At 71.4% G+C, this 17,477-nt stretch carries 15 protein-coding genes; 9 read left to right on the top strand and 6 right to left on the bottom strand.

What is annotated here, in order from left to right:
- Positions 1–71: 71 nt before the first annotated feature.
- The 6 genes from OIE47_RS34320 (at position 72) to OIE47_RS34295 (ending at position 8,005) form a co-directional block, all read left to right on the top strand.
- Positions 72–1,097, top strand: a complete 1,026-nt coding sequence (locus OIE47_RS34320; RefSeq protein ID WP_326558698.1) for a Gfo/Idh/MocA family protein — start codon at positions 72–74, stop codon at positions 1,095–1,097.
- Entirely contained in the window at positions 1,090–2,202 is a 1,113-nt protein-coding gene (locus tag OIE47_RS34315; RefSeq protein WP_326558697.1) for a zinc-dependent alcohol dehydrogenase, read from the top strand. Before OIE47_RS34320 ends, OIE47_RS34315 begins: the two co-directional genes overlap by 8 nt.
- Positions 2,203–2,285: 83 nt before the next feature.
- Entirely contained in the window at positions 2,286–4,043 is a 1,758-nt protein-coding gene (locus OIE47_RS34310) for an ABC transporter ATP-binding protein (RefSeq protein WP_326558696.1), read from the top strand.
- 88 nt (positions 4,044–4,131) lie between these two features.
- Complete coding sequence (gene secA2 / locus OIE47_RS34305; protein WP_326558695.1) at positions 4,132–6,426, top strand: accessory Sec system translocase SecA2; 2,295 nt, start codon at positions 4,132–4,134, stop codon at positions 6,424–6,426.
- Positions 6,427–6,613: 187 nt separating this feature from the next.
- Positions 6,614–7,357, top strand: a complete 744-nt coding sequence (locus OIE47_RS34300) for a GAF and ANTAR domain-containing protein (protein WP_326558694.1) — start codon at positions 6,614–6,616, stop codon at positions 7,355–7,357.
- Positions 7,358–7,510: 153 nt separating this feature from the next.
- Positions 7,511–8,005, top strand: coding sequence for a DUF2231 domain-containing protein (locus tag OIE47_RS34295; protein WP_326558693.1), 495 nt, complete (start codon positions 7,511–7,513; stop codon positions 8,003–8,005).
- A gap of 124 nt (positions 8,006–8,129) precedes the next feature.
- Here the strand turns inward: OIE47_RS34295 and OIE47_RS34290 are convergent, their stop codons facing one another.
- The 4 genes from OIE47_RS34290 to OIE47_RS34275 all read right to left on the bottom strand — a co-directional run bounded on the left by OIE47_RS34290 (position 8,130) and on the right by OIE47_RS34275 (position 10,574).
- Positions 8,130–9,056: a DUF3500 domain-containing protein gene (locus tag OIE47_RS34290; protein WP_442792201.1), complete on the bottom strand. Its 927-nt coding sequence runs from the start codon at positions 9,054–9,056 to the stop codon at positions 8,130–8,132.
- Positions 9,057–9,072: 16 nt separating this feature from the next.
- Positions 9,073–9,324 carry a hypothetical protein gene (locus tag OIE47_RS34285; RefSeq protein ID WP_326558691.1) on the bottom strand — a complete coding sequence of 84 codons (252 nt, stop codon included), beginning with the start codon at positions 9,322–9,324 and terminating at the stop codon, positions 9,073–9,075.
- Between the two features lie 63 nt (positions 9,325–9,387).
- On the bottom strand, positions 9,388–9,780 hold the full coding sequence (locus OIE47_RS34280; RefSeq protein ID WP_326558690.1) for an ankyrin repeat domain-containing protein: 393 nt from the start codon (positions 9,778–9,780) through the stop codon (positions 9,388–9,390).
- An 80-nt stretch (positions 9,781–9,860) separates the two neighbouring features.
- Positions 9,861–10,574: a DUF305 domain-containing protein gene (locus tag OIE47_RS34275; RefSeq protein ID WP_326558689.1), complete on the bottom strand. Its 714-nt coding sequence runs from the start codon at positions 10,572–10,574 to the stop codon at positions 9,861–9,863.
- A gap of 142 nt (positions 10,575–10,716) precedes the next feature.
- Between OIE47_RS34275 and OIE47_RS34270 the strand changes: the two genes are divergently transcribed.
- Together OIE47_RS34270 and OIE47_RS34265 are read left to right on the top strand one after the other, a co-directional pair.
- Positions 10,717–12,162 (top strand): LVIVD repeat-containing protein, encoded by a 1,446-nt coding sequence (locus OIE47_RS34270; protein ID WP_326558688.1) that lies wholly within the window; start codon positions 10,717–10,719, stop codon positions 12,160–12,162.
- A gap of 405 nt (positions 12,163–12,567) precedes the next feature.
- Positions 12,568–13,641, top strand: a complete 1,074-nt coding sequence (locus OIE47_RS34265) for a lytic polysaccharide monooxygenase (protein ID WP_326558687.1) — start codon at positions 12,568–12,570, stop codon at positions 13,639–13,641.
- A 135-nt stretch (positions 13,642–13,776) separates the two neighbouring features.
- On the opposite strand, the gene OIE47_RS34260 is transcribed toward OIE47_RS34265, so the two are convergent.
- The gene (locus OIE47_RS34260; RefSeq protein WP_326558686.1) at positions 13,777–15,702 is read right to left on the bottom strand and encodes a S9 family peptidase; all 1,926 of its coding nucleotides are present in this window, start codon (positions 15,700–15,702) and stop codon (positions 13,777–13,779) included.
- 123 nt (positions 15,703–15,825) lie between these two features.
- Positions 15,826–16,311: a carboxymuconolactone decarboxylase family protein gene (locus OIE47_RS34255; RefSeq protein ID WP_326558685.1), complete on the bottom strand. Its 486-nt coding sequence runs from the start codon at positions 16,309–16,311 to the stop codon at positions 15,826–15,828.
- Between the two features lie 205 nt (positions 16,312–16,516).
- Here OIE47_RS34255 and OIE47_RS34250 point away from each other — a divergent pair, with 205 nt between their 5' ends.
- Positions 16,517–17,458, top strand: coding sequence for an RNA polymerase sigma-70 factor (locus OIE47_RS34250; protein ID WP_326558684.1), 942 nt, complete (start codon positions 16,517–16,519; stop codon positions 17,456–17,458).
- The last annotated feature ends 19 nt before the right edge of the window (positions 17,459–17,477 follow it).

Here is a 17,477-nt window from a genome sequence, read left to right as displayed (position 1 = left end):
GTTTGATGTCGCCCCTGTCGTGGCAACAGGTGTCCGATGATGTCACTGGGGCCTGAGCGGAGGTCGGTTTGATGGCCAGGTGTCGTATTGGCCTCATCGGCGCGGGGAATGTGGCGCAGCGTCACGCCCGGGTCCTGGCCGGTTTTGCCGACGTGCACCTCACCGGCGTCACCGACGTACTGCCCGACGCCTGCGAGCGCCTGGCCGACCAGCACGCCGCTCCGGCGTACCCGGACGTCGCCACGCTGTTGGAAGCGGACCTGGACGCGGTCTACGTCTGCGTTCCGCCGTTCGCGCACGGCCCGGCTGAGGAGGCGGTGATCGCCGCCGGACTGCCCATGTTCGTGGAGAAGCCGGTCGCCGCCGAGTTGGCGACCGCCGAGCGGATCGCCGGCCTCGTCGCCGAACGGGGGATCCTCACCGCGGTCGGCCACCACTGGCGTTACCTGACCGTCCTGGACCGGATGTGGGACCTGCTGGCCGGCCGTCCGGTACGGATGGTCGGCGGTGCGTGGCTGGACAAGGTGCCGCCGGTGTCCTGGTGGAGCCGGCGGGAGCTCTCCGGTGGCCCGGTGGTCGAGCAGGCCGCCCACGTGCTCGACCTGCTCCGGCTGGTGGCCGGGGAGGCGACCGAGGTGAGCGCGTACGGCGACGGCTTCCCGCCGGACGTGGACGGGGCCGACATCGACTCGGTGACCACGGCGAGTCTGCGCTTCACGACCGGGGCGGTGGGCACCCTGGTCTCCGGCTGCACCCTCGGCTGGAAGCACCGGGCCGGGGTGGAGATCGTCGCGGACGGGCTGGTGCTGACCCTCGGCGAGGACGGCCTGGCGTGGCGGGACGGGGCCGGGGAGGGTTGGCTGCCGGCCGATCCGGAGGCTGCCCGGATCGCGGTGGACCGGGCCTTCGTCGACGCCGTACGCGGCATCGGGGACGACATCCGGGTCCCGTACCCGGAGGCGTTGCTTACCCACCGGCTGGCGTGCGCGGTGGCGCGGTCGGCGGCGACCGGGCGTCCGGTACGGATCGCCCCGGCGGTCGAGGCGCTCGCGGCCGCCACCCACGGCGCCAGGGTCGGATCAGGGCTCGATGCCTGAACGGGTGATCGTGGTGTCCGGGCCGGGTGAGGTGGCGATCCGCGAGGAGGAACCCGGGCCGCTGCGGCCCGACACCTACCGGGTCCGGACCCTCTACACCGGGATCTCGGCCGGCACCGAGCTGAGCTATGTCAAGGGCACCAACCCGTACCTCTCGGCCGGCTGGAACGCCGACCTGGGGCTCTTCCAGCCGGGTGAGCCCGCCGCCGCCTATCCGGTGAACCGGCTCGGTTACATGGAGGTCGGCCAGGTCACCGAGAGCCGGACCCCGGCGGTCACCGAGGGCACCATCGGGGCGATGGTCTACGGGCACCGCACCGGCTACCTGGCCGATCCGCTGGTCGACCGGTTCGTGCCACTGCCCGGCGACCTGGACCCGTTGCTCGGGATCTACGTCGCGCACATGGGTCCGATCTGCGTGAACGGGCTCCTGCACGCCGCCGCGGACCTGTTCGGCCCGGACGTCCGTACCGTCGGCGACGGGGTGCGCGGGCGCCGGGTGGCGGTCACCGGTGCCGGCGTGGTCGGCCTGCTCACCGCGTTGCTCGCCCGGCATCACGGCGCGGCGTCGGTGGTGGTCCTCGATCCCACCCCGACGCGTCGGGCGGTGGCCGCCGCGCTCGGCCTGGAAACGCTGGACCCGGGCCCGCTGACCGATAGTGATCAGGGGTTCGGTGATCCGGCGGTGCTGCTCAAGACGCGATGGGCGCACGGACCGGGGGACCGGGGCGCCGACGTGGTGTTCCAGTGCCGGGGGCAGGGCGGTGCGCTGCGGCTGGCCCTGCGCCTGGTACGCCCTCAGGGGACCGTGGTCGACCTGGCGTTCTACCAGTCCGGCGCGGAGCAGGTCCGGCTCGGCGAGGAGTTCCACCACAACGGGCTCACCCTGCGCTGCGCGCAGATCGGCCGGGTGCCGCGCGGGCTCGCACCGACCTGGGACCGCGAGCGGCTCTCCGGCGAGACCGTCGCCCTGCTCCGGGCGTACGGCGAACTCGTCGCCGAGCACCTGGTGTCGGCGATCGTGCCGTTCGACGACGGCCCCGTCCTCCTCGCCGACCTGGCCGCCGGCCGACGGCAGGAACTCCAGGTCGTGCTCGCCTGCTGACCCCGACCGGAGCGCCAGGTCGTGCCCTCCGGCGGCGCGTCGCGCGGGCCGGGAGGCTGGTCGGCCCGGTTACGGTGGAGTCCATGACCGCGCCCCCCACCGCCCGGCGCGTCGGCCTGCCGGCGCTGCTGCCCTACCTGCGGGCGCACCGAGGCACCCTGTTCGTCGTCGCCGTGCTGTCGTTGCTCAGCGCCGGGGCGGCGCTGGTCCAACCGCTGCTCACCCGCGAGGTGCTCGACGCGATCGGCGCCGCGCAGCCGGTCACCCGGCTGGTGGGTCTGCTGGTCGCCCTGCTCGTCGTCGGCGCGGCCCTCGACGGCGTACGCGACTATCTGCTCCAGCGCACCGCCGAGGGACTGGTCCTGGGCACCCGACACCGCCTCGCCGGACACCTGCTCCGGCTGCCGATCGTCGAGTACGACCAGCGTCGCACCGGTGACCTGCTGTCCCGTGTCGGCGCCGACACCACCCTGCTGCGGGCGGTGGTGACCTCCGGCCTGTTCGAGACCGTCACCGGCTTTGTCATGGTGCTCGGTGCCGGTACCGCGATGATCCTGCTCGACCCGCTGCTGTTCGGCGTGACCCTCGCCGGGGTAGGGGTCGGCCTGAGCGTCGCACTCTTCTTCGCCCGCCGGGTGCGCGGCCTGTCCGAGCAGGCGCAGGCGCGGGTCGGCGAGATGACCTCGGCGGTGGAACGGGCGATCTCCGCGGCCCGCACCATCCGGGCCAGCAGGGCCGAGGAGCGCGAGACCGACGGGGTCGGTACGGCGGCCACCCAGGCGTACGCGGCCGGTCTGCGGGTCGCCCGGATACAGGCGCTGATCGGACCGGTCAGCATGACCGCCGTCCAGGGCGCCTTCCTGGTGGTCCTCGGTGTCGGGGGCGCCCGGGTGGCGACCGGTGCGATCAGCGTCGGTGACCTGGTCGCCTTCATCATGTTCCTGTTCTTCCTGGTGCTCCCGCTGGGACAGGCGCTGAACGCCTACACCCAGTTGCAGACCGGTCTGGGGGCGTTGCAGCGGATCGAGGAGGTGCTGGACCTGCCGGTGGAGGGCGCGGGGGACACCCCGGCGGTCCTGCCGCCGCCCCGCCGCCCGGCCGCTGCCACGGCGGCAGCGGTCGAGTTCGACCGGGTCAGCTTCGGTTACGCCGACGCCGGGCCGGTGCTGCACGAGGTGAGCTTCACCGTGCCGTACGGCACCCGGACCGCGCTCGTCGGCCCCTCCGGCGCCGGCAAGTCGACCCTGCTGGCGCTGGTCGAGCGCTTCTACGAGGTGACCGACGGCCACGTGAAGGTCGGCGGGGTGGACATCCGCGACCTGTCCCGCGACGCGCTGCGCGCCCAACTCGGGTACGTCGAGCAGGAGGCACCGGTGCTGGCCGGGACGCTGCGGGAGAACCTGCTGCTGACCGCGCCGGACGCGACCGAGGAGCGCCTGCTCGCCGTACTGGCCGAGGTGAACCTGACCCGGGTGGTGCAACGCTCCCCGCTGGGGCTGGACACCCAGGTCGGCGAGGGCGGGGTGCTGCTCTCCGGCGGGGAGCGCCAGCGCCTGGCGATCGCCCGTACGCTGCTGGCGAACCCGCCGGTCCTGCTGCTGGACGAACCGACCAGCAACCTCGACGCGCGCAGCGAGGCGGCCCTGCGTCGGGCGATCGACGCGGTCGCCGCCGACCGGACCCTGTTGATCGTGGCGCACCGGCTGGCGACGGTGGTCGACGCGGACCAGATAGTGGTCCTCGACGCGGGCCGGGTGGTGGCGGTCGGACCACACCTGGAACTGACCGAGACCAGCCCGCTGTACCGGGAGCTCGCCGCGCATCAGCTTCTCGTCGGCTGAGCCGCTGACCAGGGGTTCCCGGACCGGACATACCGCTGCGGCAAGCCGGGCCGCACAGTTGCGCCGAAGTCGGCTACCGTTGCCGCTCATGGGTGTGTCGACACGGTTGAAGAGCAGGTTCCGGCGTTTCTTGCAGCGGCCGGGTAGCACGGTGGATCTGGCGCCGCTGGAGAAGCTGCTGCCCGCGATCGAGGCGCGCGAGGAGGAACTCTCGGCCCTCGACGACGCCGAGCTGACCGAGGCGGCCGGCAAGGCCGAGGACTTCGCGGAGATCTGCGCCGTCGGCCGCGAGGCCGCCCGCCGCGGCATCGACCAGCGGCCGTACGACGTACAGCTGCTCGGCGCGATGTCGCTGCTCGCCGGCAAGGTCGCCGAGATGGCCACCGGTGAGGGCAAGACCCTGACCGCCACGATCGCCGCGTACGGGCACGTTCGGCGCGGCAACGGCCCGGTGCACGTGCTGACCGTCAACGACTACCTGGCCCGCCGGGACGCCGAGTGGATGGAGCCGATCTACCGGCTGCTTGGGCTGAGCGTCGGCTGGGTGACCGAGGCGTCGACCCCCGAGGAGCGTCGCGCGGCGTACGCGTCCGACGTCACCTATGTCTCGGTCAGCGAGGCCGGCTTCGACTACCTCCGCGACCAACTCGTCACCGACCTCGAGGACCGGGTGCAGCCGAAGCTGACCACCGCGATCGTCGACGAGGCCGACTCGATCCTGATCGACGAGGCCCGGGTGCCGATGGTGCTGGCCGGTGCGGTTCCCGGCGAGCAGGACCCGGTGCACGCCGCCGCGGCGCTGGTCCGCGGGCTGCGTGCCGGGGAGGACTACGAGATCGCCGACGACGGCCGCAGTGTGGCGTTCACCACCACCGGCCTGTCCGTGATCGAGGCGAAGCTCGAGGACGTCAACCTCTACGCCGACGAGAACATGGAACAGCTCTCGGCGGTCAACGTGGCGCTGCACGCGCACGCCCTGCTGCACCGGGACGTGGACTACATCGTCCGTAACGGCGCGGTGGAGCTGATCGACGAGATGCGCGGCCGGGTCGCCCAGCGCCGCCGCTGGCCGGACGGTCTCCAGGCGGCGGTCGAGGCCAAGGAGGGACTCACCGCCACCGCCGAGGGCGAGGTCCTCGGCACGATCACCGTGCAGGCGTACGTCGCGCTCTACCCGACCGTGTGCGGCATGACGGCCACCGCGGTCCTGGTCGGTGACCAGCTCCGGGAGTTCTTCTCGCTCGAGGTCGCGGTGATCCCGCCGAACACCCCGTGTGTCCGGGTGGACGAGCCGGACCGGATCTACGCCACCCGGGCCGAGAAGGAGGAGGCCCTGGTCACCGAGATCAAGAAGAGCCACGAGACGGGCCGGCCGGTGCTGGTCGGCACGCTCGACGTCAAGGAGTCGGAGAGCCTGTCCAAGGCGCTGCTCGCCGCCGACGTGCCCTGTCTGGTGCTGAACGCGAAGAACGACGCCGAAGAGGCGGCGATCATCGCCGAGGCCGGTGCGTACGGCGCGGTGACCGTTTCCACCCAGATGGCCGGTCGGGGTGTCGACATCCGGCTCGGCGGCAGCGAGCAGACCGACCGGGACCGGGTCGCCGAACTCGGCGGCCTGTACGTCATCGGCAGCGGCCGGCACGACAGCCGCCGGGTCGACGACCAGCTCCGTGGCCGGGCCGGCCGGCAGGGCGACCCCGGTCGGTCGGTCTTCTTCGTCAGCCTCGAGGACGAGCTGGTCCTGCGGCACGCCTCGGACGCGATCCCGCCCTCGCCGAAGATGAACGCCGACGGTCTGGTCCAGGACGAACAGGTCGACTTCGCGGTCGAGCACGCCCAGCGGGTCGCGGAGGGGGTCAACCACGAGATCCACCGCAACACCTGGCGTTACAGCGTGGTGATCGAGCAGCAGCGCAAGGCCCTGGCCGAGCGTCGCGAGCGGCTGCTGAGCAGTGACGTCGCCGCCGACATGCTGAAGAACCGGTTCCCGGAGAAGACCGAGGAGATCGACTCCGAGGTGCTGTCCCGGGCCGCCCGGTCGATCGCGCTCTACCACCTCGACCGGCTCTGGGCCGAGCACCTGGCCGAGCTTTCCGAGGTCCGGGAGGGTGTGCACCTGCGTGCCCTGGGCCGGCTCGACCCGCTCGACGAGTTCCACCGCGCGGCCGTACCGGCGTTCACCGCCCTGGTACCGGAGATCGAGACGCGGACGGTGGCGACCTTCGAGGAGGCCGAGATCGGCGAGGACTGGCAGCCGGACGAGTCGGAGCTGGTCCGGCCGAGCGCGACCTGGACGTACCTGGTCCACGACAACCCGTTCGGGTCGGAACTGGACCGCCTGATCGCCGCGGTCGGCCGGCGGCTCACCGCCGCCTCCCGCTGACCGGAAGCCGGGGCCCCGCACACCGCAGGTCGGTGGGCGGGGCCCTCGCTTTTCCCGGTTTGATCCTCGGCCCGCACGGGTAGTAGGGCGGGTCCGATCAGGCCGGGGAAAGGCGAGACATGACCGAGGCGAGCGAACGAGCGGGGCGTGCCGCGCGGTACGCGGTGGTGGCCTGGGCCCCGGCCCGGTGAGCCTGGAGATCCGGGCGGCGCACCCCACCGAGACGCTGGGTGTGCTGGAGACCGCCGCCCTGCTGCGCGAACTGACCGCCGGGCTGATCGCGAGCAACGACTTCGACGACGCCCTGGAGCGACTCGTCCGGACCAGCCAACGGGCCATTCCGGGGGTGACCTGGTGCGGGGTGACCGTGTTGCGGGCCGGGGCGCCGGCCGCCGTGGTGGCGTCCGATCCGGCCTCCCGGAGTCTGGACGACATCGAGTACGGCACGGACGGGCCGGCGCTGACCGCGATCCGTACCCGGGATCTGGTGCACGTCGCCGACCTGCGCAGGGAGTCCCGGTGGCCGGGCTGGACCCGGCGGGCGCGGGCGCTCGGCGTACGGGGGGTGATCTCCGCCCCGGTCGACGTCGACGATCATGTGGTGGGGGCGATCAACCTCTACGCGCGTGAGCCCGGGGCGCTCGGTGAGCAGCGGCAGGTGACAGCCATGCTGCTCGCCGAGCATGCCGGGCTGCTGCTCGCCTCGGTCCGGGACCGGGCCAGGCAGCACGCGCTCAGCGGTGAGCTGGACCGGACCCTGGCCAACGGTGAGCTGGTCGGCCAGGCGATCGCGGTGATCATGACCGAGCGGGGCTGTTCCGCGCCCGAGGCGTTGCAGGTGCTCCGGCGTACCTCGGGAGCCCTGTCGATCCCGTTGCGGGAGGTGGCCGAGCGGCTGGTCCGATCGTTGGCCCGGTCGCGTACGTCGTGATCTTCTCCCGGCGCGCCGCGGGCGGCGCGCCGGGAGATTCTCGCTGATCGCGTCGGAAGGCGATACACAGCGTGTCGGAAATCCGGTTCGGCGCGATACCGTGCGGGGTAGGGCCTGACGGTAGTCGATGAACGAACCGGGGAGGTCGCCGCCGTGGAGAGCCGTTTGCGGGTGCAGGGTCACCCGATCCAACCGATGCTGGTGACCTTCCCGTTCGGGTTGTTCGTCAGTGCCGTGGTCTTCGACCTGACCTACCTCGCGGGCGGTCCGACGTTCCTCGGTGAGGTCGGCTACTGGACGGTGGTGGCTGCGCTGGTCGCCGCGGCACTGGCCGCCGGGGCCGGACTCGTCGACCTCTGGGACGTCCCGGACGGGCGTACCCGCCGGACCGCGATCACGTTCAACCTGGTCAACGCCGGGGTGGCGGTGCTGTTCGTCTTCGCCTGCCTGATCCGCTCCGGTTCACCCGAGTACGCCGCCACCGGTGTTCTGGTCGCGGTCGAACTGCTGGCGCTGGCGGTCGGGGCGGTCGGGGTGTGGCTGGGCGCCGTCCTGGTACGCCGCTTCGACCAGGGCGGCGGCGAACCCGGCTCGCTCGACACCCTCCGTCCCGACTTCGAACCCGCCCCCCACCCCCACCGCACCTGACCCCCACCCCGCGCACCGCTCCCCGACCAGCGCTAATTCCCTGAAAGAGGTGCTATCGGGCCCGGAATTGCCACTCTTTCTCTACGAGAGCGGTCCTGGGCGGGTGCGGGGGAGAGGGCGGCGGTCAGTGGGGGACGGCGGCGCGGTGGGCGGCCAGGACGTCGTGGCCGAAGTCGCTGTGCGGGCGGCGGAGCACCGTGTGCGGGTGGTTGCCGTCCTCGCTGGTGTTGTCGTACTCGATCAGCAGGTCGTCGCCCTGGATCCGGTAGTAGTGCCGCTGCCGGGGGACGGTCGGGCCCTGCCAGGCGAAGTGCAGGTCGCCGCCGGCGACCCGTACCGCCTCACGGGCGGCCAGTTCCGGCGGCAGCCGGTCGAGGTAGAGGGCGACCAGCTGGTCCAGCATCGCCCGCGCGGACGAACCCAGCCCGGCGGCCCGCAACCCGAGCGGTTCGATCCGGGCCGGCGCCACCGGCGAGGGGCCACTGCGCAGGTCGTCCGGCGCCCGGTCGGAGACGATCGCGGCGGCCCGGCCGACCGGGCCGATCGCGTCCAGCAGCTCGCGGGCCAGATCCTCCTCCGGGGCGAGCGGGCGGCTGATCGGCCGCCCGGCGTAGCTGACCGTGGCGGGGTTGGCGCCGAGGAAGACGGGGGTGGGGAAGACCTGGTCGTCCAGGACGGTCATGGTCACCGAGAGGTGGTGCCCCTCGAACCGCCAGGACCAGTGGTCGTCCCGGTCCGGGTCGCCGAAGACGGCCACCCAGTAGTCGTCACTGTGCCGCTGCCGGCGCCAGTCCTCCTGCCGGTCGAGCACCTCCTCCAGCGCGATGATGCCCATCGCCTGGGCGTACGCGTGCGGGCTCAGCGCGGTGGCGAGCAGCCGGTGCGCGGCCTTGCGGGCGGTCCGGTCCAGGTCGGCGATGCAGGCCCCGGGCCGGGGTCGGGGACGGTACTCGATCCATCGCCGGTCCGCGTCCGCGTCGAAGGGGCGGGCCGCGAGTTCGCGCTCCGGGCCGGCGAGCGCGCTCAGCAGCGCCGTCGCCGCGGTCCGCATCTGCCGGTGTACGGGATCATCCACCCGCCCTGTATACCTGGTCGCTCGCCTCGACCTCGGCCTGGGTGACGCCCGCGTCGGTCACGCCGTCGTAGGCGAACACCACCATCGGGGTGCCGTCCCGGTCGTGTTGCCGGTCGGTACGCAGATAGCGCTGGACCAACCCGTCGATCTCCAGTTCGACGCTCGAGGCGTCCTCGGCGCTGAACAGCGTGCCGTCCCGGGGCCCTCCGACGAGCAGGGCGTCCGGTGTCTGCGGGGTCGTCATGGCCGGCCGGCTACCCGTCCTGGGCCCGGTCAAACGCCGCGACCGAACGACTGCGACGACCGGTCAGGCGCGTTGCAGCAGCGCGAGCATGTCGGGCAGTTCGAAGAACCGGGCCGTCTCGATCGCCGACGGGCTGCCCTGGGTCGGGACGGCGCCGGCGTCCAGCAGGGCGCTGACGGTCCCGGTGGAGCGGCGGAAGACGGCCGCGGCGAGTGCCGTCTGTCCCCGGTCGTTGGTCCGGGCCGGGTCGGCGCCGTGGCTCAGCAGCGCGGCGACGGTGTCGGCATGCGCGTGGTACGCGGCCAGGATCAGCAGCGTGTCGCCCTTGTCGTTGGTCAGGTTGACCGGGAGCCCGGCCGCCACGTTGCCGACCAGTTCCTCGGTCCGGCCCTCGCGTGCGAGGTCGAACATCCGGTGCGCGAACGCCAGGGTTTCCTCGTCCAGCTCCTCGGCCATCGGATCAGCTTAGGCAGTCCACGGCCGGTGGTGGCCGGCGGCCCGGTGTCCCGGCGACCACCACCCCGGGGTGGCGCCCCCTACTCGGTCAGCAGCCCACGCATGCGTTGGATCTCGATGTTCTGCTCGGACGCGACGGCGGTGGCGATCTCCTCCACGATGAGGTCGACGCCGACCTTGAGCAGGTTGATCGACATGTCGATCGCGCCCTGGTGGTGGTTGGTCATCATCTCGATGAACAGCCGGTCGAACTCGGCGCCGCGGGCGGCGGTGAGCCGGGCGATCGCCTCGGGGCTCTGCATGCCGGCCATCGTGCCGTGGTCGTGGCCGCGACGCTTGTCCTCGTCCGGGTCCAGCCCGTACGACTCCAGCCAGCCGCGCATACGCAGGATCTCGGGCCCCTGGGTGTCCTTGATCCGTCCGGCCAGCACCTTGATCCGGGGGTCGGCGGCGCGGTCGGGCACCAGCTCGGTCATCAGCAGGGCCTGGCTGTGGTGCGGGATCATCATCCGGATGTACTCCGCGTCCATTGTGTTGTAACGCGGTGTGTTCGGTGCGACCTGCTCACCGGGCGGCGCGATCGAGGCGGACTCGCCGGGCCGGCCGGGCATGATCACCGGAGCGTCCCCGCCGGTGCCCACGGAGGGGCTCGGGGTGCCGCCGGCGGTGGCCCCGGCGGTACGGTCGTCAGTGGACGAACCACCGGAGAACCCTTGTACGGCGGCGATGCCGCCGACCACCAGCAGTGCCACCAGGGCGACGAGGACGATCCGCCGTCGGCTTGTTCCAGTCATCTGGTCTCTCCTCGTCGAAGATCGTCTTGGATAATAGCCAGGTGACGCGCGAGTTCCTCGATGTGATACTCATCACATCGAGGAATTGATGGGTTAGGTAAGGTCCTCAACATCGTTAACCCCTTTCGAAGGGTGCCGCCAGATGTTCAACCTTTCCCCACCAGGGTCGCGGCGACTCCGCATCGTCGGGCTTGCCGCGAGTGCCCTGCTCGTGCTCGGCGTGGCGACCGCTCCGCCCAGCAGTGCCCAGGAGCGGACCCCCGCTCCGCCCACCGTGGACGCCATACCCGGTGTCGATGAGATCTCGAGCAGCCCGAACCTGCGCCAGATCGCCAACGTACCGAAGGTGGGCCCGTTCAACACGGAGGCCGCCCTCAACAGCGACCTCGCCTTCTCGGGGAACTACGCCTTCAGCGGCAACTACGACGGGTTCGTCATCTTCGACGTCAAGAACCCGCGGTCGCCGAAGGTCGTGTCGCAGGTGCTCTGCACCGGCTCGCAGAACGACATCACCGTCCACGGTGACCTGTTGTTCCTGTCGACCGACTCGTCCCGCAGCGATGACTCGTGTGCCAGCACGTCCCAGTCGGCGGCGAACCCCGCCTCCTGGGAGGGCATCAAGATCTTCGACATCAAGGACAAGAAGAACCCCCGCTACATCAAGTCCGTCGAGACCAAGTGCGGGTCGCACACCCACACCCTGGTTCCGAGCAAGGACAAGAAGACGGTCTACCTGTACGTCTCCTCGTACAGCCCGAACGCCGCCTTCCCGGACTGCCAGCCGCCGCACGACCTGATCTCCATCATCAAGGTCCCGCTGAAGAAGCCGACGGACGCCGCTGTGGTGGCCACGCCGGTGCTCTTCCCGGAGGGCGGTAACCCGGGTGGCAACGGCAGCTCGGCGACCGCCGGCTGCCACGACATCACCGTCTACGCGGAGAAGGACCTCGCGGCGGGCGCCTGCATGGGCGACGGTGTGCTGTTCGACATCAAGAACCGGGAAGCGCCCCGAGTGATCAGCTCGGTACGCGACACCGTGAACTTCTCGTTCTGGCACTCGGCCACGTTCAACAACGCGGGCACCAAGGTCGTCTTCACCGACGAACTCGGTGGCGGCGGCGGCCCGACCTGCAACCCGACGATCGGTGCCACCCGTGGCGCCGACGGCATCTACGACATCACCGGTCGGGGCGACGGTCGTGCGCTGGTCTTCCGTAGCTACTACAAGATTCCGCGGGAGAACACGAACTTCGAGAACTGCGTGGCCCACAACGGCTCGCTGATCCCGGTGCTCGGCCGCGACATCATGGTGCAGGCGTGGTACCAGGGCGGCATCTCGGTCTGGGACTTCACCAACTCGGCCGAGCCGAAGGAAATCGCCTACTGGGAGCGGGGTCCGCTCTCGGACACGCGCCTGGTGACGGGTGGATCGTGGTCGGCGTACTACTACAACGGCTACATCTACTCGAACGACATCCAGAAGGGCCTGGATGTGCTCGACCTGAACGACTGGCGTACCTGGACCGCGAAGCTCCAGCCGTACAAGGAGTTCAACCCGCAGACCCAGCCCAGCTACTGGTCCTGGTGAGCAACTCCCGGCGCCGGTAGCTGTCGCTGCCGGATCCGGGTGAACGGCTCCGCAACCAGCGGGTCCGACCTTCCTCGCGGAGGTCGGGCCCGCTGTTCCATGTGTACGACGGGGGGCGGTTCCATCGACGTACATTGCTTAATGGACCGCCCTGTGGTCGAATGTCGGTGCGTGCCGGTCGCGAGTGGCCGTCTGCGCCGACGGTTCCCGGGCACGGAGCGAGGTGGGCGACGCTCCGGATGCGGACCGAGTGGTGCGGACGCGAGACACCGTCCAGATCTTCGGCGTCGGGCACCCGGGTGCAACTCCTACGGTGGCCCGAGCCCACGTTCCCGCAGCTTCCGCGACCCGTCCTCCGGGCGGACGCGCGAGTGACGGCCGTGGCCGCACCGAAAGGAAAGTGCGTTGCGAATCAGACGCAGGCTGGCGGTCATCGCCGCCGCCGCGATCCTGGGCAGCGGGCTCCCGCTGCTCCTCAAGCCCGATGCCGTACTGGCCCACGGGGCTATGACGTATCCCGCGACCCGTACGTACGCGTGTTACCTCGACGGTCGCGCCGGTGGGGGCGGCGACCTGAACCCCACCAACCCCGCCTGTGCCGCGGCGGTGGCACAGGGCGGCAAGCAGCCGCTGTGGGACTTCTTCGCCGTCCTCATCAGCAACGCGGCCGGCCGGCACCGGGAGATCATCCCGGACGGCGCGCTCTGCGGTGCCGGGACGACGAAGTACGCCGCGTACAACGCGGCCTCGGCCGACTGGCCCACGACGAACCTCCAGTCCGGCGCGGCCATCACGTTCCGGTACAACGCCTGGGCCCCGCACCCCGGCACCTGGTACCAGTACGTCACCCGGGACGGGTGGAACCCGAACGCGCCGCTGAAGTGGTCGGATCTGGACGCGACGCCGTTCGACCAGATCACCAACCCTCCGCTGGGCAGCGGGGCATCGGGCGCCGAGTACGTCTGGAACGCCCGCCTGCCCAACAAGAGCGGGCGACACATCATCTACTCGATCTGGCAGCGCTCCGACAGCCCGGAGGCGTTCTACAACTGCTCCGACGTCAACTTCGGCGGTAACGGCGGCCCGACCGACCCGCCGCCGACCACCGCACCGCCGACTCCGCCACCCACCACAGCACCTCCGACCACCCCGCCCGCCGGTGGGGGAGCGTGCACCGGCTCGGTACGCGTCGACAGCTCCTGGTCCGGCGGTTACCAGGCCACGGTGACCGTACGCAACAACGGCACCGCGGCGGTCAACCCGTGGACGGCAAGCTGGACCATGCCCAGCGGCAACACCATCAGCCAGGGCTGGAACGCCACCGTCTCGCAGAGCGGCAGTACCGCCACAGCCACCGCACCGACATGGGGTGGCTCGCTGGCACCGGGCGCGTCCGCGACGATCGGCTTCATCAGCAGCGGTTCGTCCAGCCCACCACCGAGCGGATTCAAGCTGAACGGCGCCACCTGCACCGCCTGAGCCACCGACGACGGGACCTCCCGCAGTCGTGGCGGAGGGTGTAACGGGGCGGGGTGTCACCGGTTCAACCGGTTGGCGCCCCGCCCTCGTCCGCCCCGGCGGTCGCGGTGCCGGCGGACGGGCTGCTCGTCGGGGTCATCCGAGCCACCGGTCGAACCAGGCCCGGGTGCGGCGGAGCACGTCGAGCTGGTGGTTGCGCTCGCGGATCCGGTGACCCTCGCGGGGATATACGACGTACGTGTGCTCGACGCCGAACCTGCGTAGCGCGCGGTGGAAGAACTCCGCCTGTGACACCGGAACGTTCGTGTCGTCCTCGCCGTGCAGGATCAGCACCGGCGTGCGGACCCCGGACGCGTACGAGATCGGGCTGAGCCGGTCGTGGCGGTGCGGACCCGTTCCTTCCCAGCCGCTGCTGCCGCCCAGGGCGGACTCGAACGGCCCCTCCTCCCCGGTCGCGGCGAGCATTCCCCAGTCGCTGATTCCGGCTCCCATCACGGCGGCCCTGAACCGGTCGGTCTGCCCGACCGCCCATGCGGCCATGAACCCGCCGTGGCTCCAGCCGCCGATGCCCAGCCGGTCGGGATCGGCGACGCCGTCGGCGACGAGCAGGTCGATTCCGGCGCAGATGTCGGTCCACTCCTCGAGGCCGACCGCACCGGCGACGCGTACCGCGAAGTCGTGGCCGTGACCCTTGCCACCGCGCGGGTTCGGCAGGAACACGGCGTAGCCGGCGGTCGCGAGGCCCTGGCCGGACGGGAACCAGCCGAGCTTGAGCCGGTCGTCGTGCCGGTCGTACGGGCCGCCGTGGACCAGTGTCACCAGTGGAAAGGGCCCGTCCTCGCGGGACCGGCCGGCGGGCAGGATCAGCAGGCCGTCGAGGGTCAGCCCGTCCGATGCCTCGTACGACAGGCGCTCCTGGACACCCCAACGGATGTCCCGGAGTTCGGGCCTGAGGTCGGTCAGCCTCGTCAGCGGCCCGCGAGTGGGACCGGCGTGGACGTTCTGCGGCTCGTAGGACGTGCTGAGCACCGCCGCGACGGCGTCACCGTGCCGGTTCGTGGTCAACGACATGGCGAGGCCGTGGACCCGGTACACCTCGACGAAGTCGGGCCCGACCGGATCGAGCCGGTGGATCGCGGTGTCGAGCCCGTCGGCGACCAGAGCCAGCGGCGGACCGGTGTCGACCTGGACCAGGTGGATCGGGCAGCAGGTCAGGCCGGCGGTCAGGTTGCGGTGCTCGCCCACCGGCCCGCTCACCGGCACGGCGACGTCGAGGACCGCGTGTCCGCCCACCAGGGTGGGTGGGGTCTTCGCGACATACGCCAGGTGCCAGCCGTCGTCCGCGGACCACCAGACGAGCGACGACGCGTCCGCGGCGGCCGGGCCGAGGTCGCGTGTCCCGCCACCGTCCGGGTCGAGCAGGTGGAGACCGGGATCGACCAGGCCCGGGTCCACGTCCGGGGTCGACCAGGTGAGGACCGCCAGCGTTCCGTCGTCGGGCCGTCGGGCCACCTCGACGACATGGCGATTCCCGAACCCGTCCGGTGTCCGGACCTCCCGGCTCCGCACGTCGAGCAGGCGCAGCCGGTCCGGGCGTACGCGTTCGCCCCACACCCGGGCGTCGTCGCGTTCCCTGGCCCGACGTTCGTCCTCGGCCGACGGTTCGTCGGCCGCGATCACGACGACCAGGTCGGGATCGGCCAGCGGGAGGTGACCCGACACTCCACCGGACCAGGACGTGAGCGCCTGCACCACACCGTCGACCAGCCCGACCCGGTGTACCTGCGCCGTGCCACGCTCGGCCCGGTCGGAGAGGAAGTAGACCACCACCGAGTCCGCGGCCCATCTTGGCGCCGAATCGTGCGCCTCTCCCGAGGTCAATCGTCGGGGCGACCCTGTCCCGTCGGCGGCGGCCACCCAGAGTTCGCTGACGGGATGATCACCGGCCTGCCCGCCCGGTGCGACCACGTAGGCGACCCACCTGCCGTCCGGCGACAGCGCCGGTGTGCGCGGAGCACGACCGTCGACCACCAACTCGGCGGTGAGCTGTGTATGGGCCACCGGGGCACAGTATCGATCATCGCCCGCCTGCGCGGGCCCGGCCCGGATCGATCGTTCCCGGGCCGGGCCGGGCCGAATCTCACGCGCCGGGCGGAAGCACGCTGGCGTGCGAGATTCGCCCGTCTACCGGTTGAACGCGGCGAACAGGCCGGGCTCGTAGGAGCCGCCCCTCTGGTGCACGATCACGGCGAGCCGGTTGGCCGCGTTGATCAGGGCAACCAGGGCGACCAGCGCGGCGGTCTGGTCGTCGTCGTAGTGCTTGCGTACCTGGTCCCAGGTCTCGTCGGACACGCCCTGGTGGGCGTCGGCGAGCCGGGTGCCCTCCTCGGCCAGTGCCAGGGCGGCCCGCTCGGCCTCGGTGAACACGGTGGACTCGCGCCAGGCGGCCACCAGGTGGAGCCGGACCGCGCTCTCCCCGGCGGCCGTGGCCTCCTTGGTGTGCATGTCGATGCACCAACCGCAGCCGTTGATCTGGCTGGCGCGCAGGCTTACCAGTTCCTGGGTGGCCTTCGGCAGGGGCGACTGGACGATCACCAGGCCGGCGTTGGCGAACCGCTTGGCGAACTTGGCGCCGATCTCGTTGCTGAACAGGTCGATGCGGGGTTCCATGACTTCCGTCCTCACTCGTGGTGTCGCGGGTGCTGTCGCAGCACTTGACGAACACGAGATGCCGGCGGCACGGGCCCTGTGACAGCACCGGGGACGTGACGAGTGCCACCGACAGGTGACGAACATCGGTAGCGTCCCGGTGTCACAGGACGACGGTCCCCGGTGTCTGGTGGGTGACCCAGTCGAACGTGAAGAGGAGCCCCTCATGACCGGCACGTCGCGAACCGCAGCCGACGATCGCGGCCGGGGCGGCAGCCGCGACGACCGTCCGGACCCGGCCACCGAGGCGTTCCTCGCCCACCGCAACCTGCTGTTCACCGTCGCCTACGAGATGCTCGGCTCGGCCGCCGACGCGGAGGACGTCATCCAGGAGACCTGGCTGCGGTGGGCGGGCGTCGACCTCGACACCGTACGGGACCAGCGGGCCTACCTGGTCCGGATCACCACCCGTCAGGCACTCGTCCGGCTGCGTACGCTCGGCCGCCGCAGGGAGTCCTACGTCGGCTCCTGGCTGCCCGAGCCGCTGCTCACCGCGCCCGACGTGGCCGAGGACGTCGAGTTGGCCGAGAGCGTCTCGATGGCGATGCTGCTGGTGCTGGAGACCCTCACGCCCACCGAGCGGGCGGTGTTCGTCCTGCGCGAGGTGTTCGACCTCGGGTACGACGAGATCGCGGAAGCCGTGGACAAGAGCGCGGCAACGGTCCGCCAGATCGCCCACCGGGCACGGGCACACGTCGCGGCGCGCCGACCGCGCGGAGTCGTCACCCCGGCCGAGACCCGGAACGCGCTGGAGGCGTTCCAGCGGGCCACCGAAACGGGTGACCTGCAACGTCTGCTCGACATCCTCGCACCCGATGTTGTTCTTCTCGGTGACGGTGGCGGAGTCAAGCAGGCCGTGCCGAGGCCCATCGTGGGCGCCGACCGGGTGGCCCGCGTACTCGCCGCCGGGCTGCCCAGGGTCGCGGCCCTGGCGTCGCTGCGGCCGGCGCAGGTCAACGGCTGTCCGGCGTTGATTCTCCGGATCGACGGCGAGATCGACAGCGTTCTCGCGGTGCGCATCGACGACGGCCTCGTCACCGGCATCTACGCGGTGCGCAACCCGGAGAAGTTGTCGCACATGGAGCGGGAGACCGCCCTGCGCCGCTGACTCCTGGGTCTCGGAAGCG

The sequence above is a fragment of the Micromonospora sp. NBC_01796 genome, assembly GCF_035917455.1.
Lineage (GTDB): Bacteria > Actinomycetota > Actinomycetes > Mycobacteriales > Micromonosporaceae > Micromonospora_G.
This window is presented reverse-complemented; position numbering and strand designations above follow the sequence as displayed.

What these genes read in the sequence shown, in the direction of transcription:
- OIE47_RS34285 (WP_326558691.1), bottom strand. Translation starts at nt 9,324, where the DNA reads ATGACGACCCCGCAGACACCGGACGCCCTGCTCGTCGGAGGGCCCCGG.
- OIE47_RS34275 (WP_326558689.1), bottom strand. Translation starts at nt 10,574, where the DNA reads ATGACTGGAACAAGCCGACGGCGGATCGTCCTCGTCGCCCTGGTGGCA.
- OIE47_RS34290 (WP_442792201.1), bottom strand. Translation starts at nt 9,056, where the DNA reads ATGCGGACCGCGGCGACGGCGCTGCTGAGCGCGCTCGCCGGCCCGGAG.
- OIE47_RS34280 (WP_326558690.1), bottom strand. Translation starts at nt 9,780, where the DNA reads ATGGCCGAGGAGCTGGACGAGGAAACCCTGGCGTTCGCGCACCGGATG.
- OIE47_RS34315 (WP_326558697.1), top strand. Translation starts at nt 1,090, where the DNA reads ATGCCTGAACGGGTGATCGTGGTGTCCGGGCCGGGTGAGGTGGCGATC.
- OIE47_RS34250 (WP_326558684.1), top strand. Translation starts at nt 16,517, where the DNA reads ATGACCGGCACGTCGCGAACCGCAGCCGACGATCGCGGCCGGGGCGGC.
- OIE47_RS34320 (WP_326558698.1), top strand. Translation starts at nt 72, where the DNA reads ATGGCCAGGTGTCGTATTGGCCTCATCGGCGCGGGGAATGTGGCGCAG.
- OIE47_RS34255 (WP_326558685.1), bottom strand. Translation starts at nt 16,311, where the DNA reads ATGGAACCCCGCATCGACCTGTTCAGCAACGAGATCGGCGCCAAGTTC.
- secA2 (WP_326558695.1), top strand. Translation starts at nt 4,132, where the DNA reads ATGGGTGTGTCGACACGGTTGAAGAGCAGGTTCCGGCGTTTCTTGCAG.
- OIE47_RS34310 (WP_326558696.1), top strand. Translation starts at nt 2,286, where the DNA reads ATGACCGCGCCCCCCACCGCCCGGCGCGTCGGCCTGCCGGCGCTGCTG.
- OIE47_RS34270 (WP_326558688.1), top strand. Translation starts at nt 10,717, where the DNA reads ATGTTCAACCTTTCCCCACCAGGGTCGCGGCGACTCCGCATCGTCGGG.